The sequence below is a fragment of the Desulfobulbus alkaliphilus genome (assembly GCF_016918545.1).
GTDB lineage: Bacteria > Desulfobacterota > Desulfobulbia > Desulfobulbales > Desulfobulbaceae > Desulfobulbus > Desulfobulbus alkaliphilus.
On the sequence record NZ_JAFFQC010000009.1, the window covers coordinates 20,653 to 43,035 of the forward strand.

The 22,383-nt window shown below is 52.3% G+C and carries 21 protein-coding genes; 12 read left to right on the forward strand and 9 right to left on the reverse strand.

What is annotated here, in order from left to right; all coding sequences use genetic code 11:
- Position 1 precedes the first annotated feature (1 nt).
- On the forward strand, positions 2–712 hold the full coding sequence (locus JWG43_RS06460) for an ABC transporter ATP-binding protein (protein WP_205242008.1): 711 nt from the start codon (positions 2–4) through the stop codon (positions 710–712).
- Positions 713–797: 85 nt separating this feature from the next.
- On the opposite strand, the gene JWG43_RS06465 is transcribed toward JWG43_RS06460, so the two are convergent.
- The gene (locus JWG43_RS06465) at positions 798–1,562 is read right to left on the reverse strand and encodes an amidohydrolase family protein (RefSeq protein ID WP_205242009.1); all 765 of its coding nucleotides are present in this window, start codon (positions 1,560–1,562) and stop codon (positions 798–800) included.
- Between the two features lie 583 nt (positions 1,563–2,145).
- On the opposite strand from JWG43_RS06465, the gene JWG43_RS06470 reads away from it, so the two are divergent.
- Positions 2,146–3,117: a calcium/sodium antiporter gene (locus tag JWG43_RS06470; protein WP_205242010.1), complete on the forward strand. Its 972-nt coding sequence runs from the start codon at positions 2,146–2,148 to the stop codon at positions 3,115–3,117.
- Positions 3,118–3,357: 240 nt separating this feature from the next.
- On the opposite strand, the gene JWG43_RS06475 is transcribed toward JWG43_RS06470, so the two are convergent.
- Positions 3,358–3,804: a YcbK family protein gene (locus JWG43_RS06475; protein ID WP_338033242.1), complete on the reverse strand. Its 447-nt coding sequence runs from the start codon at positions 3,802–3,804 to the stop codon at positions 3,358–3,360.
- Between the two features lie 635 nt (positions 3,805–4,439).
- Between JWG43_RS06475 and JWG43_RS06480 the strand changes: the two genes are divergently transcribed.
- Together JWG43_RS06480 and JWG43_RS06485 are read left to right on the forward strand one after the other, a co-directional pair.
- Complete coding sequence (locus JWG43_RS06480) at positions 4,440–4,943, forward strand: putative molybdenum carrier protein (protein WP_205242012.1); 504 nt, start codon at positions 4,440–4,442, stop codon at positions 4,941–4,943.
- A complete protein-coding gene (locus JWG43_RS06485; RefSeq protein WP_205242013.1) occupies positions 4,940–6,277 on the forward strand; it encodes a M48 family metalloprotease in 1,338 nt (445 codons plus the stop codon). The genes JWG43_RS06480 and JWG43_RS06485 overlap by 4 nt, the downstream gene beginning before the upstream one ends.
- A gap of 120 nt (positions 6,278–6,397) precedes the next feature.
- On the opposite strand, the gene JWG43_RS06490 is transcribed toward JWG43_RS06485, so the two are convergent.
- Positions 6,398–9,241 (reverse strand): PAS domain-containing protein, encoded by a 2,844-nt coding sequence (locus tag JWG43_RS06490; protein WP_205242014.1) that lies wholly within the window; start codon positions 9,239–9,241, stop codon positions 6,398–6,400.
- 218 nt (positions 9,242–9,459) lie between these two features.
- Between JWG43_RS06490 and JWG43_RS06495 the strand changes: the two genes are divergently transcribed.
- The 7 genes from JWG43_RS06495 (at position 9,460) to JWG43_RS06525 (ending at position 15,128) form a co-directional block, all read left to right on the forward strand.
- Positions 9,460–10,383: a selenium metabolism-associated LysR family transcriptional regulator gene (locus JWG43_RS06495; RefSeq protein ID WP_205242015.1), complete on the forward strand. Its 924-nt coding sequence runs from the start codon at positions 9,460–9,462 to the stop codon at positions 10,381–10,383.
- 50 nt (positions 10,384–10,433) lie between these two features.
- Positions 10,434–10,784 (forward strand): nucleotide pyrophosphohydrolase, encoded by a 351-nt coding sequence (locus JWG43_RS06500; protein WP_205242016.1) that lies wholly within the window; start codon positions 10,434–10,436, stop codon positions 10,782–10,784.
- Positions 10,785–10,798: 14 nt separating this feature from the next.
- Positions 10,799–11,884, forward strand: coding sequence for a phosphotransferase enzyme family protein (locus JWG43_RS06505; RefSeq protein WP_205242017.1), 1,086 nt, complete (start codon positions 10,799–10,801; stop codon positions 11,882–11,884).
- Between the two features lie 289 nt (positions 11,885–12,173).
- Positions 12,174–12,602 carry an FKBP-type peptidyl-prolyl cis-trans isomerase gene (locus tag JWG43_RS06510; RefSeq protein ID WP_205242018.1) on the forward strand — a complete coding sequence of 143 codons (429 nt, stop codon included), beginning with the start codon at positions 12,174–12,176 and terminating at the stop codon, positions 12,600–12,602.
- Positions 12,603–12,623: 21 nt separating this feature from the next.
- Positions 12,624–13,757 carry a tRNA guanosine(34) transglycosylase Tgt gene (tgt, locus tag JWG43_RS06515; RefSeq protein ID WP_205242019.1) on the forward strand — a complete coding sequence of 378 codons (1,134 nt, stop codon included), beginning with the start codon at positions 12,624–12,626 and terminating at the stop codon, positions 13,755–13,757.
- Between the two features lie 15 nt (positions 13,758–13,772).
- Positions 13,773–14,102 carry a preprotein translocase subunit YajC gene (yajC, locus tag JWG43_RS06520; protein ID WP_205242020.1) on the forward strand — a complete coding sequence of 110 codons (330 nt, stop codon included), beginning with the start codon at positions 13,773–13,775 and terminating at the stop codon, positions 14,100–14,102.
- Positions 14,103–14,345: 243 nt separating this feature from the next.
- Positions 14,346–15,128 carry a fused MFS/spermidine synthase gene (locus tag JWG43_RS06525; RefSeq protein WP_205242021.1) on the forward strand — a complete coding sequence of 261 codons (783 nt, stop codon included), beginning with the start codon at positions 14,346–14,348 and terminating at the stop codon, positions 15,126–15,128.
- A gap of 50 nt (positions 15,129–15,178) precedes the next feature.
- On the opposite strand, the gene mnmL is transcribed toward JWG43_RS06525, so the two are convergent.
- From mnmL to JWG43_RS06545, 4 genes are all read right to left on the reverse strand, one after another.
- The gene (gene mnmL, locus JWG43_RS06530; protein WP_205242022.1) at positions 15,179–16,105 is read right to left on the reverse strand and encodes a tRNA modification radical SAM protein MnmL/YtqA; all 927 of its coding nucleotides are present in this window, start codon (positions 16,103–16,105) and stop codon (positions 15,179–15,181) included.
- A gap of 106 nt (positions 16,106–16,211) precedes the next feature.
- Positions 16,212–16,802, reverse strand: coding sequence for an FmdE family protein (locus JWG43_RS06535; RefSeq protein WP_205242023.1), 591 nt, complete (start codon positions 16,800–16,802; stop codon positions 16,212–16,214).
- Positions 16,803–16,929: 127 nt separating this feature from the next.
- Positions 16,930–18,003: a hypothetical protein gene (locus JWG43_RS06540; RefSeq protein WP_205242024.1), complete on the reverse strand. Its 1,074-nt coding sequence runs from the start codon at positions 18,001–18,003 to the stop codon at positions 16,930–16,932.
- Positions 18,000–19,271: a peptidase U32 family protein gene (locus JWG43_RS06545; RefSeq protein ID WP_205242025.1), complete on the reverse strand. Its 1,272-nt coding sequence runs from the start codon at positions 19,269–19,271 to the stop codon at positions 18,000–18,002. Before JWG43_RS06545 ends, JWG43_RS06540 begins: the two co-directional genes overlap by 4 nt.
- Positions 19,272–19,505: 234 nt before the next feature.
- On the opposite strand from JWG43_RS06545, the gene JWG43_RS06550 reads away from it, so the two are divergent.
- Positions 19,506–19,802 (forward strand): isoamylase early set domain-containing protein, encoded by a 297-nt coding sequence (locus tag JWG43_RS06550; protein WP_205242026.1) that lies wholly within the window; start codon positions 19,506–19,508, stop codon positions 19,800–19,802.
- Positions 19,803–19,903: 101 nt separating this feature from the next.
- Here JWG43_RS06550 and JWG43_RS06555 read toward each other — a convergent pair whose 3' ends face one another.
- The gene (locus tag JWG43_RS06555) at positions 19,904–20,458 is read right to left on the reverse strand and encodes a gamma carbonic anhydrase family protein (protein WP_205242027.1); all 555 of its coding nucleotides are present in this window, start codon (positions 20,456–20,458) and stop codon (positions 19,904–19,906) included.
- A 383-nt stretch (positions 20,459–20,841) separates the two neighbouring features.
- Entirely contained in the window at positions 20,842–22,353 is a 1,512-nt protein-coding gene (locus tag JWG43_RS06560) for an ABC transporter ATP-binding protein (RefSeq protein WP_205242028.1), read from the reverse strand.
- Between the last annotated feature and the right edge of the window lie 30 nt (positions 22,354–22,383).

Sequence of the window (22,383 nt, forward strand, 5' to 3'; positions counted from 1 at the left end):
TATGCGTTTGCGTATTGAAAATCTGCAAGTAAAATACGGTAATGTGCAGGTACTTAACGGATTGAACCTGCATGTGGACCAGGGAGAAATCGTCACTATTCTTGGTGCCAATGGTGCCGGAAAGTCAACAACATTGATGACTATCAGCGGTCTGGTCAAGGCCAGTGGTGGCGGAATTTTTCTTGATAATCAACCACTCCACAAACTGGAAGCGCATCACATTGTTCAACGGGGCCTGGCCCAGGTTCCTGAAGGTCGTCGGGTTTTCAGCACCCTGACCGTGCTCGAAAATCTCCATCTTGGAGCGTATTCCACCACAGATAAAGATCGGATAGCACAAAATCTGGAAAAAGCGTACGCCATGTTTCCCATTCTGTACGACCGGCGCAGCCAATTGGCAGGAACCCTCAGTGGTGGCGAGCAGCAGATGCTGGCCATTGGTCGCGGTCTAATGGCCAATCCTAAGATTCTTCTCCTTGATGAACCCAGTCTGGGTCTGGCTCCAATCCTGGTTAAATCCATCTTTTCAACAATCCGCAAAATTAATGAGACCGGCGTAACGATAGTCCTGGTGGAACAGAACGCTCGCCTGGCCCTGAAACTGGCGCACCGTGGCTATGTCCTGGAGCTCGGCAAAATCGTCCTCGAGGATTCCGCCCGCGCCCTGCTGGCTAATCCTGAGGTGCAGAACGCGTATCTCGGCGGTGGGTGAGGTGTAACCTGGATCCGTTGAGCGGTCGTCCGTACAAAGAATCCAGGCTTCACGGATTCAGCCAATAATCAAGTTGAGAGGCACATCATCCCGGCGGTTGGATAGCATCGATAAGCGCCAGAATATTGCCGGATACAACCTGTTCAAAATCAGCGCTGGCAAGTCGCATACGTTCTATCTTGCCCAGTTCATAACTGGGCATTCCAAAAGGAAAATCGCTGCCAAAAAGCAGTTTTTCAGGTCCGTAATGGTCAAGAAAATGGCGGATTTCAGTGGTCGAGGCTAAAGCTGAGTCGGCGTACACATTATCTCTGCGCCAAATTCCTGCCCGTTCCAAAGATTGATAGGAACCATTGAGACCACCGAGATGAGGTATGATGATTACTGCCTCTGGAGCCAGATGGTTTATAAAACGCAGTGTATTTTCAAAACTCTCTTCAAAAACGATAGGCAGGCGACGTCTCGTTATTTCCTTAATCATTTTGGCGCAACGGGGATCTTCATAGTTGTATTCAGGTTCATAGGAATGGCGATGCCATTTGATACCGCAATAGGGATGCGCCAATTCTTCGATGGCAAAATCGTTCCAGACGAACAGATAAGGAAAAACGGGTTCTCCAGAAGACGCCAATTGTAAGAGATAGTGATTCGCCGAGCGCCGGATCTTTCGCCACGTATTATTATCTTCAAAATAGTAATTATTACGGTCATAAATATCCTCTACCGGTGCAAAAAGGCAGGCATCGGTGATTTCGGCCTGACGAAGCAATGGTTCGATACTCTCGTAAGGAAGATCGACATGCTGGGTGCCGCAATGGATATGACTGTCTATTATTCGTGTTCCACCCATTTTATTCTCCTCGCAGTTTATTGACCTGAATTCCCTGACTAGAGCCAAATATATACCCCGGACAACAGCTCGGTCGTCACGGATTCAGATGATACTTTTGTTGATATCCTGTGTAAATAGTTGTTGAAACAATGTGCGAATATGTGCACGTATAATTCTCACCAACAGACTCATAAGAAGCAAACAAAAAAAATAACAAAAAATATATAATAAATATAGAATGTTATAAAAATAACCAACATACTAACCATGCTAATAACAACAATAATATATTTTATGTAATAAGTAATTATTGCTAAATGGTATTTTGTCGGTCGAAAAAATTGAAGATCTTAAAAATGAATTCGTGGAAATTCGTCCGTGCGTCAACTTTATTGTCTATGACCGTTTTCACAAAGTACACTCCATCGGACGGATATGGGCGATGAAAATAGCCTGCGGACGAATCCCCCGAACGGCGGCTGGTGAAAGGTATTGTCAATGATTCCGCTGCATTTATAACATGAATACAGTGTGATATAGCCAAAAAATTCCAGTCGTAACGGATTCAGGAAAATTCTACAGACATAGATTCACATCCTATATGCTCACTTATTTTCTGGCGGTCGTTATCAGTCTGATCGTCCTGGTTTGGAGCGCCGACCGTTTTATTGATGGATCCGCTGTTACCGCACGGTATTTAGGAGTTTCTCCTCTTCTCATAGGCATGGTGGTGGTCGGTTTCGGTACCTCCGCGCCTGAGATGGTCGTTTCCGCAATCTCGGCTTACCATGGAAATCCAGGGATTGCCCTGGGGAACGCGTATGGCTCGAATATAGCTAATATAGCCCTTATTTTGGGTTTGACTGCGCTATTGAAGCCAATAGCCGTTCCTTCCCGTATTCTTCGTAAAGAATTACCTATTCTTGCCCTTGTGACTGGATTGGCCGCCTGGCAAATATGGAGTGGCGAAATTAGCCGTTATGATGCGTTGGTGTTGATGGTGGTTCTTTCAGGTCTCATGGGGTGGACCATCTGGCGGGGAATGAGGAAAAAGTATGATACTTTTGGCAATGTCATTGAGAAAAAAATAATCAAACAATCCATGCCAATCAATCAAGCCATTTTCTGGCTCGTTATTGGTTTGGTATTGTTGATAGCCAGTTCCCGTGTTTTGGTCTGGGGAGCAGTGGAAATTGCTCTGGAGTTGGGGGTCAGTGATTTACTGATCGGCCTGACCATCGTTGCCATAGGAACTTCACTACCAGAATTGGCTGCATCAATCGCAGCAACAAGAAAAAATGAGCACGATATTGTTCTGGGGAATGTTATTGGATCAAATCTTTTCAATACCCTGGCCGTGGTTGGCATAGCCGGTCTTATTCATCCAATGGCGGTCGATCCCGTAGTCTTTTACCGCGATGTTGTTATCATGACCGTACTGACTCTATCGCTTTTTCTCTTTGGATATGGATTTCGTGGTCCAGGAAGGATCAACAGATGGGAAGGTTCGGCTCTTCTTGCTTTCTATTTCAGCTACTTAGGGTATTTGGCCTACGGTGCCTTCAATGCCTGAAAGTCATGTCACTCGATCCGTGAGCGTTCCTCCTCTCGGAGGAACGCTAGGATCAGGATAGCCCGTCAGTCGAGAATTCGTGCCAGGCCGGAAATGAACTCTTCTGTTTTCGATCGAGAAGCGCGCCGGCATATTGGAGCGCAGGCTTGGAGGCACTATTGCGAGGTTGAAATGGAACTGCGACTAACAAAAGGTCTGGTGACATCAGCCTTTTCTGGATAGGGACTGGTTCGTTCTTCGTCACCAGACCCGATAACGACCTGTGTCGAGATGGACAAAATCGGATCTAGCGTAATATCCCACGCCTCCCCGCTGCAATTGAATGGCGCGTTGTTGAATCTGATTGGTTCTGGCTCCGGTAAAGCGGACATCAATAGCCTTACCCTGCATGTGAAGGCTACGATCAGCCACTCCAGCACCACCTTGCCGCAATTGTCCGTTGGTGGCAGGTGAACGAAAGGCTGATATGACCTCATAGACACCGTTTCGTCCCATATCCTCCTGGATTGTCCAGAGAATATCTAATAATTTTGGATCGATAGGATATACTTCACCACTCCTGAAATCACGGAGAAAATAATTGATCCTCTCCAGAGCAGCTGCATTGTACGCAGTGCCCCATGCATAGGTGACATCCAGGCTCTGTTGGGTGTGGATATGATAAAAAGAGAGAGAGCGTTTACCCACCGACCTTGTACTTCTTAGTACTGGCACGGATGATGCATTACTAATTACAGGTATGGATGCTACAGTAATTCCAGCGAGGATCCGGGTTGTTTGTTGTAAAAAAAAGCGACGGGTCAGAACTGGAGAAGTACTTTTTTCCGTAACCATGTATCCTTTTTTGATCAAAGGTTATGCAGAAATTATCTAGACGGATAGCTTCCACGTTGCAGGGTTGCAATCGAAATTCGGTCCATTAAAATGCATCTTCCCTTCTTTGTCAAAGGGTTTGCTGAAAAAACCAGACACCATGTTGACAATCGAAAGACAAGTACACCTGAATCCGTGACGGCGTCGTGCATCTTTTGGATATATTTGTCTGTAATCAGGGTATAAGTGTAGATACATTTTTCGTAGAACACCTTCACCTGCCGCCCTTCGGGGCGTCCGTCCGCAGGCCATCTTTGTTGCCCGTAACCTTTCGATAAAGTGTAGTTTATTCGAACGGTTACGGGCAACAAAACTGACGCACGGATGAACGCTCACGGATCCAGGGTGCAGAATATGAATTTTTGCCTTGTCAACTTTACCATGGACCCAATCCCTGGTTGAACAATTGAAAACCAGGAATTATTTTAACGGAAAAAAGGCGGATCAGCATGATTGAAGAGATCATTTCCGGTGGTCAAACTGGAGCTGATCGAGCAGCTTTGGATGCAGCCATACTTCTTGATATCCCCCACGGAGGCTGGCTGCCCAAGGGTCGTAAAACGGAAGATGGTCCACTGTCTCGACGATATACTCTCCGTGAAATGCATTCACGGCGTTATCGGGATCGTACTGAAAAAAATGTAATGAGTGCGGATGTCACCCTTCTTTTTTCTTTTGGTCCGCTCTCGGGGGGCTCAGCTTTGACTGAAGCCCTGGCAATTCGTCACGATCGTCCTTATCTCCATATAGACCTGGAACATTTTCCTCTCCACCAGGCTGCAGAAGCGGTGCAGACCTGGTTACTCAACCGCAACGCCAGAATTGTCAATATTGCCGGTCCCAGGGCAAGCAGCGAAGCACGGATATACCCAGCAGTCTTTGCAGTCTTGATGGCACTGGACTGGGTACAGCTCCGTGCTCCCGAGCAAAGTTTTCAGAGGAAGGACCGATGATCAGGAAAAAAACAGATTTCAATCGCCGACAGATTTTGCAATTGATGGGACTTGGCGCAGCAACACTGCTGACCAGCCGCTTCCTGACCGGTTGCGCCGTCAGCCCGGTCACGGGTGAACGGCATCTGATGATGATCTCGGAAAGTCAGGAAATCAGTTTGGACCGGCAGCAATCGCCGCATCAGTTTTCCGCGGATTACGGAGTTGTTCAAGACAGAAATCTTAATGCCTATATTGATGGCATAGGACGCCAAATTGCCGCCAACTCCCACCGACCGCAGATGCCCTTTTCTTTTCGGGCCGTTAATGCCGCGTACATCAATGCCTATGCTTTTCCTGGCGGATCGATTGCCGTAACCCGGGGAATTCTGGTGGAACTGGAAAGCGAGGCTGCTCTGGCAGCTTTGTTAGGCCACGAAATCGGTCATGTCTGCGCCCGACATTCCGCCCGACAGGTCAGCAAAGGTCTGCTCGCTGATATTTTTGTCACCGGCGCCTCCGTAGCCACCAGCGCAGCAGGATACCAAGGAGCCACAGATCTGGTCCAAGGCCTGGGAGCATTGAGCGCCGGAGCACTGCTGGCGCGGTACAGCCGGGATAATGAACGAGAAGCCGATGCCCTGGGCATGGCATACATGACCCGGACCGGATACAGCCCGGAAGGTATGGTGCAGCTTATGGAAATGTTGCAGCGAAGCGGCAGGAATCAGGCAAGTGCCATCGAATTGATGTTTGCAACCCATCCGATGAGCACGGAACGGCTGACTCAGGCACGAATGGCAGCCCAGACTACGTATCAGCAATTGCAAAGATTGCCGGTATATCGGGATCGATATATGGATAACACTGCATCCGTGCGGAGGGATAAACCGCTTATAACCGCTCTTCAGCAGGGCAGTGCAGCCATGGGGAAGAAACAGCATCAGCAAGCGGAACGGCATTTTCAAGAGGCGCTTCGCTTACGCCCGGGCGATTACGCTGCCCTGGTGATGATGGCCAAGTGCCAGCTTGTCATGGACAGGAATACAGCAGCAGAACGATATGCACTTGAAGCCACCCGGGTCTATCCGCGGGAAGCCCAAGCCCACATCATTACCGGTATAACTTCAATCATCAACAGGAAGTACAATCAAGCCATTCACCATCTGGGAGAATACGACCGTCTCCTTCCTGGAAATCCCGAGGTTTTGTTCTATCAAGGGTATTCATGGGAGCAGATGAACCATCGTCGCCAGGCGGCTGACCACTATATTGCCTATCTGCGGAAAAGAAATCAGGGTCAACGGGCGCAATACGCCCACAACCGGCTGAGAGAGTGGGGGTATATCCGATAAAAAAGTGGTCCTGTACTCAGTCTGGATCCATGAGCGTACACCCCAAACAACAACCAGCCGTCACGGATCCAAAGGTACAGGCAATGAAGATCAGGCGCCCGTGACCACGGTTGATAAGGATCAGTTGTTTTTCATGTCAAGCGCGGCCCGGACGGCAATGGCCAGACCGCGCAGGTCCACAGGTTTCATCAGTAAATCACTGGCACCGGCTTCCCTGGCTATTTCAGAATTCAGTCGATCCGAATAACCGGTACATAAAATAACCGGTATATCAGGATATATTTGGTGGATATCTTTTATCAACTCGATACCGGTGCGTCTGGGCATGGTCTGGTCGGTGAAGACAAGATCGACTTGTTTTTCGGCGTTTTTGATCAGATCGAGAACCTTATCGGGATCGCCGGTTGTCGTGACAATATAGCCAAAATGGCTGAGCATCATTCGACATGTTTCCAGAATTTCTTTTTCGTCATCCACCACCAGGATGTGCTCCTTTCCCATGGGAAGCGGCTCTTCACTGCTCTTGAGAACATTGTTCGCTTTTTCCTCGGTTTCCGGAAGCAGTACGGTAAAAGTGGTTCCTTTTCCCGGACTGGACTGCACCGATATTTCCCCCCCCAGTTCCCTGACGATACCATGGACCACACTGAGCCCCATCCCTGTTCCTTCTCCAGGTTTTTTGGTGGTAAAGAAAGGAGTAAAAATATGGTGAATGACATCACTGTCAATACCTTGGCCGGTATCCTGTACCACCAGGGAAACCCAGGAAGAGGCAGATCCTTTTTTTTCCCTGTCGCTGGAGATGGGGATCCGTTCAAGCCGAATGGTAAGCTGGCCGCCCTGTTCACGCATGGAATAAAAGGCATTGGCACAGAGATTCATCACTACCTGTTGAATCTGTACCGGAGCCGCCAGGACCTGAGCATCAGCCGCCTCGATGTTTTGAACGATGGCAATAGTCGAGGGCAGGGTGGCCCGCATTAATTTCAGACTTTCCTTGATCAACGGATCCACCATAACCGGCACCTTTTCCTCGGCGGATTGGCGACTGAACGTCAGGATCTGCTGAACGAGATCTGCGGCCCTTTTACCGCCCTTGCGGATATGAAGAAGATTGTTATGGAGATCCGTGTTCGGGGGAACCTGCAGCAGGGCCAGGTCGGTGAAGCCGATGATACCACCGAGGATATTATTGAAGTCGTGGGCAATTCCACCGGCCAGGGTGCCGATGGCCTCCATTTTTTGAGCCTGGCGCATTCTCGATTCAACTTCAACATCATGGGTAATATCCCGCTGCACCACAATGAAGTGAGTGACCACGCTGTTGCTATCGCGAACTGGAGAAACGGTGGCTCCAGCTACAAAGAGGCTGCTGTCCCGGCGGCGATTGACAATTCGCCCTCGCCAGACCTCTCCTTGAATGACAACTTTCATCTGTTCGTCGAAATGCGCTTCCTGCTCTTTGGCCCAGAAAAGCCGCATTGGCCGCCCGAGGCATTCTTCACGATGATACCCAGTCATTTCAACCAGGGCATTATTGACATAATCAACGATCCCTGACCGGTCGGCAATAAGAACAGCTTCCTTGACCTGCTCCACGGCCTCGGTCAAAAGACGTCGGCGCTCTTCGGCTTTTCGCTCTTCGGTGACATTCCGAATGATAACAGTACGGTGCTCTTGATCCCCCAACCGATAAGGTGCTGTAGTCATGACAATGTCACGCTGATTATTATTGAGAGTGAGAAGGATGGCCTCTTTATCATCGACAGCCGATGTCGCAGGTTTGTCGAGATTAGATACCAATGGTTCCCTGGACGTGGAATGGAGAAAATCGGTAATTAATCGACCAATCACCTGATCCACAGATGTTCCTTCCACCAAATCTGCTGCCGATTGATTCGCATAAGCAATAACACTATTTTTATCGACCAGAAAGACCCCCATCGGTACCAGGTCGAGCAGACCGACCAGGTGTTCCTTTACTACGCGAAGTTCCTGCTCCTCCTGTCTTCGAGCCGTAATACCACCTAACAACATGCCAAGCAGACCAATCGTCACCAGGGCGACCACGGTCACCACCAGCCATTGTGAGCGAAAGTCCGCCATGGCACCCAGTACCTCTCGAGCAGGGGTGACGGCAACAATGGACCAGACTTCCGGGCCAGGCAATTGCACCGGATAGATACTGGCAAACATTTTTCCCGAAAAACCTTGAGGGTCGATCAGGATATTATCGGAAAAGAGCAGAATGGCTTGTTCGCGATTGAGAAGCTTGCGCCGCAGGTTGGCCAGATCCTCGGATTTACCAGGCAGTTGATCCAGGGTGAGACCAACCAGCAGTTGCGGATCAGGGGCATGAAGTATTGTGCCTTCACCACTGATCAGCAGAACATATCCGTCCGGTTGCACAGGGAAGGATTGGAGAGAGTGGGAAAAGATTTCCTGGAACGGGAGCTGAAAAGAAAGACAGCCATCATACTCCTGGCCCCGGGGAACAGCGGCGGAAATATAAATACGATCCTCCTGCCCGGGAGAGGATATAAGATCACTGACCATTGGAGCTGGATGCTCCCTTTGTCGTCGGCAAATTTCCGTAACAGCATCCTGTTCTTTGCTGTTTTCGGCTGGTAGGGAAAAAAGGAGCGATCCCTGAGCGTCTGTCCGCTGGACCGCGACAATATCATCGGTCCGGATAGAGAGAAAATCTTCCAGAAGCACTTTACCGCTGTCTTGCATATCACGAATGGACGGCTGAACAATAAGATAAGCAAGTGCCTTTTCATAGGTGGAAAAAAAGGACTCCAGAGCTGTAGATGCCTGCCTGGAAAGCAAAAACTGTTGAGCCCGGTGGGTTTCGATGGTCTTGTTACGAACCGAGAGATAGGGTAGGTAAAACAATCCGGCAAGAATCAGAGTGACCAACAGGGGAAGAGTAATGTGCTGGTACTTGAACCATAGTTTCATACTGTCGTATCCAAAAAAAAACTCTGAAATATCCTTCTATGTTTCAAGTATAGCAAATCCGGTATAGTTACAAAAATTTTAATTGACCCGGATTGGAAATGACTCACCAACCGCTCGTTCGTCAATCGAATTGTAGTGAACAGTTCCGCTGCCAGCCTCCTGAAGCCTCAACACTAAAGGTTCTTTAACAACCACGATTCTCTCCAGGAACAGCGACCATGGATATCAAAAAACTGGATGTATTCTGCAAGGTGGTGGAATTGAAAAGTTTCACTAAAGCTGCCGAGTCAGTGCGCCTCTCGCAGCCGACAGTCAGTGAACATGTACGCAGCCTGGAAAAAGAGATTGGCCAGAAGTTGATTGATCGTCTGGGCCGCGATGTCGAACCAACCCCGGTGGGCCATCTCCTTTACGGTCATGCCGTCCGCATGCTCCGCCTGCAGCAGGAAACACTGCAGGCAATCGCTGACTACCAGGGAACCTTGCGCGGAACCCTGCAAATTGGTGCCGGCACCATCCCGGGGACCTATATCCTTCCTGTCATCATCGGTTTGTTTTGCCGTCGTTATCCCGAGGTCAAACCCTCCCTTCATATCTCCGGTTCCAAAACCATTGCCGCCGGTGTTCTGGCCGGTGATTTTGACCTTGGTCTGGTTGGCGGCGTCTGGAATGAACGAGGACTGGACTGGGTCCCTGTTTTTGCTGATACCCTGGTCGTGGCCGTACCTCCAACCAGTTCACTGGCGTCCAGAGAATCGCTGCCCGTGGCCGAACTTTTCACACACCCCTTCATTCTGCGCGAGCCAGGTTCCGGTACCCGACGGGTTGTTGCCGGGATGTTCGATCAGCAGGGGTTACGAGAAGCGGATTTACGGGATGTTGCAATGCTGGGGAGTACCGAGGCGGTCAAGGAGGCCATCAAGGCGGGACTGGGTTTATCAATCCTTTCTTTGCGCTCGGTCGTCGAGGAGGTCCGCCATGGTCTGATTAAAACGCTTGCCCTGGAGGATATACCCGCTGAACGCATCATTTATCTCATCCAGCGGAAAAATCGGGAACCATCACCCATCGCCGCCGCTTTTACCGCGTCGCTGTCAGCCGCTGCCCACGAGGAGGACAAGCAATTTCCTTTACGATCATGACCGGGTGAGTCCATTCATTCAGGGAACCAGGAAAAAAGACGGAGCAGAACATGGAGAAAATCAACATCGAATATCAATATGATAATCTTACAGAGTTGACAATGGGCTTGCGTCGTTTCGCTGAAGAGCGACAATGGCAACGGTTCCATAGTCCGAAAAACCTGGCAACAGCTCTGATCGTCGAGGCCGCCGAATTGCTGGAACCATTCCAGTGGCTCAGTCAAGGCGAAAGCACCTGTCTTGGTCCTGAAACCAAAGACCAAGTCGCTCTTGAGATTGCCGACGTTCTTATCTATCTGACCAGACTGGCTGACCAGCTTGACATAGACATGTTGACAGCGGTGTCGAAAAAGATGAGGTTAAACGCCCAAAAGTACCCACCAAAAATCCTCAGCCCCTGATATTTTCATAAGCTATGCTGGAGACTGTCGACGCACTGCAGTTTTTTCTGCCGCATCTGAGCGGAGCCAGGGTGAACCCTCTAGGGCAAGGCAACATCAACGATACCTGGCTGGTGGATCTGCCCAATGGACATAAAAGGGTCCTGCAGCGTCTCCATCGCGGTGTCTTTCCCGATCCTACCGCACTCATGGCCAACATCAGATACCTGACCGAACATCTGCGGCGGATGGCCCCATCACCGCCGCTGGTCTTTTACCGGCTTCTCTCCAATCCGGAAGGCAAGGATTTGTATCTTGATCCTGCGGGATATGGCTGGCGGCTGCTGACCTATATTGACAGGACCCGGACCCTGCAGACCCTCGAGCACAGGGGACAGGCACGGGAAATCGGTTCCTTGTTGGGATCTTTTCACCACTTGACCGCAGACATCGATACCGAGATCCTCACCGACCTGTTGCCTGATCTGCACAACACGCCCCGGTACCTGGAACAGTATGACACCTGGCGCGACACCTCAGGCAAGAGCACCCGATGGGAAAACTTCTGTCATCAGTATATCGAACAACAACGGCCAACAGCTGACCTCCTTGAACGTAACAGACAGGAACTGACCAACCGGGTGATTCACGGAGATCCCAAGACCAGTAATGTTCTTTTTGCCGCGGAAAGGGATCAGGCTGTCAGTCTCATTGATTTTGACACAGTCAAACCCGGATTGCTTCTCCACGATCTCGGAGATTGTCTCAGGTCCTGCTGCAATCGTGAAGGCGAGGCTTGCCGGGAGCCGAGGGCAACCACTTTTGATGCTGATTATTTCCAGGCCCTGCTCACCGGCTACATGCAGTCGGCTGGTCACCTTCTTGTTTCCGCGGACCGGGCACTCCTGGTGGAGTCGGTCAAGCTCATAAGTTTTGAGCTGGGAGTGCGTTTTTTCACCGATCATCTCAACGGTAATCAATACTTCAAAGTCAAGCGTGATGGGCAGAATCTGGATCGTGCCCTGGTCCAGTTCCATCTCAACCAGTCCATCCGCGATCAGCAGGGTGATCTGGAACAGCGGTTTCGAAAGTTGTGCAGATCTGTCGAAGGATACACCTAACAGGATCTTTCCTTTCACCTGAACCCGTGACGGCTGAAAGCTGACGCACGGACGAACGTTCCCGGATCCAAGCTTTCAGGCTCTCCACTTCAGGCCGATGAAAGTACCCGGTCCTCCTCATCCTTGCATTTGCTCGCCGCCCGGTTTATAGCTGTGGCTATGCAGTGTTCACTTCCGGTTCAAGTTCTCTGGTCAGGTAACCTCTGTCTGCATCCAGTAAACGTGTACTCCGGTTCACCTCTCCGGTACGGATATTCCGGACCGGTCACCATTGTCGATGAGGAAAGACATGATTATCAATCAAGGAAAATCCGTTGCCATAACCTATACCCTGACCCTGGATAACGGCGAAACCGTTGACAGTAATGTTGACGGGAAACCTCTCAGGTACACCCAGGGTAGCGAGGAAATTATCGCCGGCCTGGAACAGGCTCTTGAGGGGCGAAGGGCCGGTGAAACCTTTCAGGTAAGCATCGAACCCGAAAACGGTTACGGTGTTCTCTCCGAGGAGGCCTATATCCAGGTGCCTCTCCAGCATCTTCCCGAGGAAGCCCGGCAAATCGGTGCGGTCCTCACCGCGAAAGGACCGCAGGGGCAGGAGTTGCAGGGGGTTATCACCGAAGTGTCCGATGCCATGGCCACTCTTAATTTCAATCACCCCCTGGCCGGGGAAGTGCTTCATTTCGAGGTAACCGTAGTGCAGGTCGAAGAAGCATAAGCCTGGAACCGTGAGCAGACAATGACCGTCGTCCCTTTTTCTCTTGAGTGCCGATCAACGGAATGCAAGGCCCGATGCGCTACCTTAACGACCCTGCACGGTCCGGTACAGACCCCGGTCTTCATGCCGGTGGGGACCCGGGCCTCAGTCAAAGCCATGACACCGGAAAATCTTGCCGAGATTGGCGCACAGATCATTCTCGGTAACACCTACCACCTGTATCTCCGTCCAGGTCATGAACTGATCCGGAGCTTCGGTGGCCTGCACCGCTTCATGCACTGGCAGCAACCCATCCTGACCGATTCAGGAGGGTTTCAGATTTTCAGTCTCCGGGAGCTGGCTAAAATCAGCGAAGAAGGAGCAGCTTTCCGCTCCCATATTGATGGTACCCGCCTTTTCCTCAGTCCGGAAAACGCCATCCAGATTCAGGAGGCCCTGGGGTCCGACATCATGATGGCTCTTGATACCTGCATCCCTTATCCGGCAACCCGTGATCAGGCTGTTCAGGCCACTGACCTGACGGCACGCTGGGCCAGGCGATGCCGTGCGGCGCAAACCGACACCGGTCAACTTCTCTTTGGCATTGTCCAGGGCGGGATGTACGCTGACCTGCGCCTTGAGGCCATAGAGGAGTTGCAAGCTATCGGCTTTGACGGGTATGCCCTGGGCGGGTTGTCGGTGGGGGAACCCAAGGAACTGATGATCGAGATGCTGGCAGCCACCACCGATCATTTGCCGGTCCATCAGGCCCGGTACCTTATGGGGGTCGGTACACCGGAGGATCTGGTGGAAGGGGTGTACCACGGTATCGATATGTTCGATTGCGTCATGCCCACTCGTAACGCCCGTAATGGAATGCTCTTTACTTCACAGGGCAGACTTGTTATAAAAAATGCTTGTTTTCAGGATGACCAGCGGCCTCTGGATGAGAGCTGCGGCTGTTATACATGCCGCCATTTTTCAAGGGCCTACCTGCGACACCTTTTTCAAAGCCGTGAAATTCTGTCCTATCAGTTGAACAGTATCCACAACCTGTATTATTATTGTTCACTGATGGCCGGTATGCGTGATGCGATCAAGGAAGATCGTTTCATGACCTTTCGCCGCAACTTTTATGATCAACGGATCGATCCGTTGGCCCACACTAATGAATAATTGGAGGATTTTTCCATGAATGGAGTTGCATGGGCTGCAGACGGTGCAGCAGCCGGAGGTGCTGCCACTTTTGCTCAATTTATCCCGCTCATTCTCATTTTTGTTGTTTTTTATTTTCTTTTGATCCGGCCTCAGCAAAAAAAAGCCAAGGCGCATCAGCAGTACCTTTCCAACTTACGAAAAGGAGACAAGGTGATCACTGGTGGCGGTATCCATGGCCAGATCACCAACCTGAGCGATTCGGTCGTCACCCTTGAAATAGCCGAGGGGGTACGGGTGAAAGTCAATCGTGGTGCCATTGCCGGTTCTGCCGTTGACAACGGCAGTCAGGCGCCGGCCAGATGAGGGATCAGAGGCCAGTGCTGATTTTCATCGTGCATGAAAAGAAATCCGGAATGCGCCTCTGAGCCATAACCAGCCGTTCCATCGCTCCCCCTGGAAAGGATTCGGCCTTGTTCAAGCGAAGAAGGCTGAAGCTATGACCAACAGGCCGCACAGCTGTGTTTTTCCTGAATCCGTGACGACCGGACGAACGCTCACGAATCCAGGTATTCATCAGCTCTGCGGCCTTTTTTATGGAAACCGTGCATGCAGGAGCTTGTATTCAGCGGTCATACCGGCGAGTATCCACTCCTGGTAACGGACGAGGATACCCTGCGCAGTCTCCGTTTCGGCAGCCAGGAACAGCAGAGCTGCATCGACCTGCGCACTCCCTGGGTCCTTCAACTGGCCTATACCCGTTGGATGATGACCGCCCTCCTGCTGCACCCCTCGCCGGAAAAATTTCTTCTCATCGGTCTGGGAGGGGGCGCCATGGCTCATTTTCTCGTCCATCACCACCCTGAGGCCCGCATCGATGCGGTGGAGAAAGATGAGCAGGTCATTCGCCTGGCCCGTGGGTATTTCAAACTCCCGGTCCGGGACGGATTCAACGTCATTCAGCAGGATGCGCTTTCTTTTCTGCAGACCTCGGATACCTCAAGGTATCATATCGCTTTTGTCGACATATTCACTCCCGGGGCCATGGCCGGTCCTCTGTTTCTCGCTGATTTTCATCGTGCTGCTCTCAATCGCTTGTCATCGGATGGTGTCCTGGCCATCAACCTGTGGAGCGGCGACAAGCGTCTCTATGAGATGGCCCATCAAGCCGTCCGGGCTGCAAGTGGAGGTCGGCAATTGCGACTGCAGGTCCGGAAACGAAGCAACGTGATTCTCCTGGTCTTCCCCTCCGAGATCCCCAAAAAACAGATCAAGGAAGCACAAACAAACCTCCATAGGTACCAGCAGCGCTATCAACTTGATTTTTCTGGATCCCTGAAGCGACTGCGACGCGCTCACCGCCTCGCCCGCCTGACTTCGCTGTTTCCATAATCCTGAATCCGTGACGGCTGGACGCTTGTTTTGGATTTATCTTGCTGTAATCATCTTGTACTTTCAACAGAATCGACATCCTGTCCCTGGCGGATATGCTGCTCTGCCATCGATGCCTGGAGTCGCTGGCTCAATTCCGTGGCATGAAGATGCCAGCGCGGGGCTACCAGCAGGTGTGGGTGGGCACTGGACCAGAGGCGGTGAAGAACCACCTCCCAGGGAATCCTGGGCAACAGGCGGAGCAGGAGCTGCAGGTAGCCATCGAGGCTGAAGGTTGGAACCAGCCCTTTTGTATGGAGGCTATGCAGGGGGGTATCCTTCAGGACCTGGAGGTGATGCAGTTTGAGTGCATGGACTCCGAGAGCACAAACAGTTTCTACGCTTGCCAGCATGTCGGCCTCTGTTTCACCGGGGATGCCGAGAATGAGATGGACACCGATCCGCAGGCTGTCTTGAGTTTTAATCCGACGTACAGCTGAAAAAAAGTCATGGACGCCGTGGTTGCGGTTGAGCTGTTGGAGGCTCCGGGCATGGATTGATTGCAGGCCCAGTTCAATCAGGCATTCCTTACCACTGCTCTGGACCAGATCCGCCAATGCGGCCGGCAGATCATCGGCAATGCAATCGGGACGGGCGGCGATAATCAGACCAACACACTCGGGATCGGCAATTACGCTGGTCAAGAGAGGCAACAAACGGGACGTTGCCAGAGATGTCGGTGTTTCTTGTTGAAAATAACCGAAATAACCAGTGAATCGTCCGGAGAGCAGGTATTTTTTCCCTCGCCGGATTTGCTCATCGAGCGAGTCACCGGGCCGCAGGGATTGGGGAGTAAAACTGAGAGGGCGGCAATAGAGACAGCCACCGCGGTCCCGGTTGGGACAAGGGTGACCTGTTTCGAGGGGGATCTTGCCGATGGTTCGGCCATAGCGTGCCCGGCAATAGACACTGAAGGTATGGACAGGTGGTGAGTTCACCACCGATCACATTCAGGGGCATACTTGCCAGGTCTCATGTCATCCGTACCCAACAAGGGTGAGAAACGCCCTGTTCCCGGTGCGGACAGGGCAAGGTCGCTCATGTTCACCTTGTTTGCAGCACTTCATAATAACGTTCGCCGCTACAGGCCCGGCACAGAGTTTGTCCTTGCTGCTCCCTTTCACGACAATCCTGCACCCAGTCGCCGCAGTGCTGACATTGAACCCGGCGAAGAGGTCGTCCCGGCATGTCACAGTCCCGCACCGACACTCTGACCTCCTGGAAGAGAAATAAATCGGCAACAGGCATCACCTTGTACGCCTCGAGCTGGCGTTGATATTTGTCGACAATGTCCGGACAATATGTTGAAGACAGAGCCCGCGCTTCCTCACGGGCCGTGACCCGTACGGCAGCACCGCTCTCCAGGTTGACAAAGGTGGCTGCCATGACACCGAAGTCGACCCAGCGCAGCGATCGTTTGCCCAGGCTGCAACCGGTCACCGACTGGATGGCATCGGTGGCACAGCGATCAATTTCCACCAGCACATAGAGTTTTTTTCGATCAGCTCCTTTAGGATCATTGATTCCGATCCGCTCCAGACCGGCCATGGCCATTCTCACACCGATAACCTGACCGGCACAGAGGTGACCGTGTATGCGGGTTGATTCGGTGAGCAGCTGTTCAAAGGCTTCCATACACACTCCCATGGGGGGTTGTCTTCACTGATGTCACGGATTCAGGTGATGTGTCTCGCTTTGTGTCGCCATCCGTTTGTCGGGTGCATCATCGGCACTTGTACGGACCAACGCTCACGGATCCAGGTCATTGGCTGGTTGCCTGGTGATTCTTGATGGTCAGTGGTTGTGGATGAGCTATCGAATCAAACAGTTCCTTACAGAATCCACACTGCTGGCAGCGTTTATCACATTGGGAAAGCATGTTGGCAAAATCGAAGGACAGCATCCGGTTGTTGACATGCAGGCGTCCGGCCAGCCAGGAAAGGGCATCCATCAGGTCGAGCAGATTGCCATCGTAGCGTCGCAATCGATAGGCGCGGATGGCATTCATGAGAAAATCCGATCCCAGGGTCCGGCCGCACAGCTTGATCGTATCGATATGATATAGGAACAGGTCAATATCTTCGGGGCGGATAAAGGGAGAAAGCAGCAGTTTATGGGGTTTCTGGTCAATCAACCGCATGCAGCCGAGATCGCAATTCAGAAGGTGGGTCTGGTCCCGGCCATTGAGGTTACCCAGAGCGATATACGCATCATGGGAGAGTTTGAAGGGACAATAGGGAAGGCATCCCTCGTTGGCGAGAACCTCTAGTTTCAAAGCGGGGAAATGCCGATGAATTTTCAGAGCGATGTTGGCCAGTTCGTCCAGATTACGGTTGAGAGAACGATCCAGAATAATTTTTCCCGGCATCATGAAGCCGGTTTCATCGACATACGCCAGCTGGGCTTCGATTTTGTCGCAGGTGTCGAGCATGATGTTGACACCCGGTACCGCTTCGAGGCGGGCGGCGATTGTCGGCGCCTTATCGGCGAGCAGCTGCAGCAGATAATGATCACAGTACACGATGCCATCGATCACGCCGCGTGCCAGGTACTGGTCGAGGATCTGGATGAGGGGTTTGATTTTTTCCGGCCTGGTGAGCAGGTCGGGAGAATAAAACCTGCTGTTGAGCAGGGCGTATTTTCGTACCCCGGGAAGTCGCTCCAGACCAGCAAGAATTTTTTCCTGGTCACCCGGGGGATGAATGTTGATCCGGCTGTCAAGAGGCGGACTGTGCAGCAGGCTGAAATGAACACTGTCCAGGTCGGGGGCGCAATATGTCAGAAATTCGACATAACCTTCCTCCGGAAGAAAAGGGACATTGAGAAACGGTTTCATAGAGGCTCTATTTGTTTGCGTAACAAAGATTGGCTTTCGATAGAGGGCAGAGGTGGATCGGTACGGAGGAGAACGCGCGTGTTGGGATGCACCCGTTTCTGGGGTGTACCGTCTTCAAGCCACATGCCGGTCACCTGGACCATGTCCGGCTCAATGGCGCGGCCGAGGTATTCAATCCGATCACCCAGAGAAAGGCCATGCCGCGTCTCCACCAGCAGAGGCGTAACGTTTCGGACAATGGCCACCGGTACATACCGTTGTTCCAGTCGCATTGTATCATAGATCATGTCCGCGGATGAAGGGCTAGCGGTGAAAAAATTTTCAGATTGTCCACGGGTGCCGATCTTTTCTGCTTCTTTATGAAAAATTTCTGGAAGAATAAGGGCTTGGGCCTGTCTTCCCGCAAGAACCTGTTCCCGGATCCAGTCAAGAGCCAACCGGTACAACCGCACCACCGCCGCAGCATAGCTGATTGACTTCATGCGTCCTTCAATTTTCACGGCATCAATACCGGCTGCAATCAGCAGGGGCAGACGATGCAGGAGGCACAGGTCACGGGAATTGAAGATGTAGGTGCCGCGGTGGTCTTCCTCCACGGGAAAATATTTGCCCGGTCTTTTTTCCTCGACCAGAGCGTAGGAGTAGCGGCAGGGGTGGGCGCAGTCGCCCTGATTGGCGTTTCGCCCGGTAAAATAGCTGCTCAGCAGACAACGACCGGAGTAGGAAATACACAGAGCCCCGTGGACAAAGACTTCCAGCCCCACATCCGTCCTTGCGCGGATGGTTTGAATCTCCTCCAGTCCCAGCTCACGGGCCAGGTTCACCCGGACGACTCCCTGTTCGCTCCAGAAACGGGCGCTGGCGTGATTGGTGACATTAGCCTGGGTGGACAGATGCAGCGGCATGTCCGGGACCACGCGGCGGGCGATGGCAAGGATACCGGGGTCACTGACAATGAGACCATCGGCGCCGAACTCCTGCAACAGGAGCAGGTAGTCCTCAAGGTGGTCCAGGTCCTGATTGTGGGCAAAGATATTGACCGTCACATAGATCCGTACATTATGATCATGGCCATACGAGATGGCGCGCTGCAGGGCATCCCGATCAAAGTTGGCGGCACGGGCACGAAGACTGAACTCCTTGCCGCCCAGATAGACGGCATCAGCCCCATAATGAATGACGGTTGTCAGCTTTTCGAAACTGCCGGCCGGAGCCAGGAGTTCGGGGATCATGTGCGTGCGGACGCTGGTCTGTTTTTTTATGGTCATCGCTGATTGATGTTCTGCCCGCATGAAAAGAACAGGGGATGAGGCAAGCGTTGACCTGCACTCAGTACACAATAATGGGGCCTGTACGCTTATTTTTCCGAACCCCTCGAGTTATCGGAGTTTCTATTGACAGGATTCTGGAAAAGGATAATAAAAGGATAAGGTGTGGGTCGTATTGCTAAAAATGCTCGGACCCCTTCAAAATTCAGACTCTATGGCAGTAAGGAGAAGGGTATGCTGAAGAAAAGTTATTCGAAAACCGGTTCGGTCTGTCGCGTTACCTTTAAATACGATAATGAAGAGAGCGCCCGTTCCGCTGTGCTGGCGGGAGAATTCAACGGCTGGTCCCTTCAGGATACCCCGATGAAACAGCTGAAGGACGGCAGTTTTTCGGTAAGCCTTTCCCTCCCGGCCGGGCAAACATATCTTTTTCGGTATGTGCTCGACGGCGGTGTCTGGGTCAACGACACTGAAGCCGACGGTTACGCGCCCAACGAATACGGAGAAGCCAATTCGGTTCTGGTCACCTGATCAGGGGATTGTTGGCGCGTATCTGTTTCCCGGCAGGTGCATGGCCCTGGCTGCCTGCACCTGCAAATCGGAACCGCACCAGGTTCCCGCTCTGGTCATGCCTAAAAGCTGTCTCCTATCCCAGCCTTGATGTAATCATTTTTCAGGGCGACATAGCGGCGCCAGGAAGCCTGGATTTCGCTGATCTGCGCTTCCGTCACTTCCCTAACCAGCTTGGCCGGAGTGCCCATAATCAAGGAGCGGGGAGGAAACTGTTTGCCTGGTGTCACCACCGAACCGGCACCGACAATCGATTCTCGACCGATGACCACACCATCGAGCAGAACCGCTCCCATGCCGACCAGGCAGAGGTCACCCACCGTGCATCCATGCAGGATAACGCGATGGCCCACGGTGACTTCCGAGCCGATGACGGTGGGGTGGCCGTCCTGGGCACTTCGCTCTTCACCTTCATGCTGGGTGATGTGCACCAGTGAATTGTCCTGGATATTCGTTCGCGCGCCAATGCGGATACTATGTACATCCCCGCGCACTACCGTATTGAACCAGAGAGAGACATCTTCTCCCAGGTAGACATCGCCGATCAAAGTGGCATTGGGAGCCACCCATCCCCCTTTGCCGACCTGCGGTTGATACGTCTTGTATGATGCTATCATGGTTCCTCCTGTTGTTAGTGCCCTTCAGGAAACAGCTCTGTTTCCCTGACTCTTGGTTGTCCTGTCAAATCTAATCCTTGGAATAGTCCTGAATCCGTGACGGCTGGACACTTTTTTGGATATATCTTTTTGTAATCATATCATAATTGCAGCTAAACCCTTGAAAAAAATTCACCAGCCGCCCTTCGGAGCATCCGTCCGCACGCCATCTTCATTGTCCGTAACCGTCCGATAAAGTGTACTTTAATCGAACGGCCACGAACAACGAAGTTGACGCACGGACGAACGCTCACGGATTCAGGATAGTATCTGCAGGCCTGGGGTTCAATCCGCCGGCACGCCTCGATTCAAAACAAGAAACCTCGTTTCCGGATGGGCACGGGTTAAGGCGCACTGCTACTCGCCTCGGACTCCAGTCCGGCCATCATCAAGGGAATCTGCTCAATCCCCTTCGGGTCGTCACGCTCGATCATACCGGCCAGGGAGCCGTTGAATAGTACCCCAATCCGGTCGGACAGGGCAAGCGCTTCGACCAGATCGCCGGTCACCAGCAGAATGCCGGCCTGCTCCCTGGCCTGCAACAGCAGATTCCACACATCTTCCGCGGCAGCGATATCGAGCCCCTGGGTTGGTTGTTCGGCAACAATCAATCGGGGCTTTCGAAAAAATTCACGGGCAAGGACCAGTTTCTGCAAGTTGCCGCCGGAAAGCTGCCAGGCAAAGGTCTGCAGGTCCGGTGGCCGGATGTCAAACTCGATAAGCAGTTTTTCGGCCCTGGCCCGGGCGGGTTCCTTCTGTAACCAGGGACCTCTGACAAAGCCGCCCCTGGTGGTGAGGAGAAAATTATCGAGCAGATCAAGGCTGGGACAGGTTGCCAGGCCCTGACGGTCCTCTGGAACGTAGCTGAGGGTTTTTTCCCAGGTCTGACGGGAAAAAAAGTGTTTCCAATCCTGGCCGAGAAGACGAATCGTCCCCTGCCTGGGACGGCGCAAGCCGCACAGGCTTTCAACCAGAGGTTTCTGACCATTGCCGGCCACTCCGACCAGTCCGAGAATCTCACCCTGACGGAGTTCAAAATCGATTCCCCGCAGCCCCCCTCCCTGGAGGCCGGCTACCTTGAGAACGACCTGCCGTGTCGGCACGGGTTTCTTGTTCACCTGCAGGAGAACCGGACGTCCCACCATCCGCCGCGCCAATTCGGATGCCGAGGGAATCGACGCAGCTGATATGCGATCGATCACTTCGCCCCGTTTGAGAATGGCGATGGTATCGGCGATTGACAGCACCTCTTCCAGCTTGTGACTGATAAAGACAATGGCTTTGCCCTGACCGGTCATTCGCCGCATGGTGGCAAAAAGACTGTCGGCCTCGGCAGGGGTCAGAACCGCGGTGGGTTCATCAAATATAAGAATGCTACTCTGCCTGTACAAGAGCTTGAGAATTTCAACCTGCTGCTTTTCTCCCATGGACAGATCCGCGACCAGGGCATCCGGTTTGACATGCATGCCGTAGGCCTCGGCCAACCGCCGGACAGTGCGGCCCATGGAGGCTTTGCCCAGCCAGAAACCCCGTGGTTGCCCAAGGAGAATGTTTTCAGCGACGGTCATGGCTTCCACCAGCTTGAAATGCTGGTAGACCATGCCGATACCTGCGGCAAGAGCTTTGTCCGTAGTGGTGAACTCCACTGGAGCGCCGTCCAGGTAGATGTGGCCGCTGTCCGGCTGCAGTTGCCCTGCCAGCATGGACATCAGGGTGGATTTGCCAGCCCCGTTTTCTCCCAGGAGGGCGAGGACAGACCCACGATGTATCTCCAGGGAAATATCTTTGTTGGCCTGCACGGAACCGAATGATTTGCTGAGCCGGTCCAGGCGGATAACAGGATGTGTGGCAGGCATTTGCTGGTCACCGATCACGGGATTAGTCAC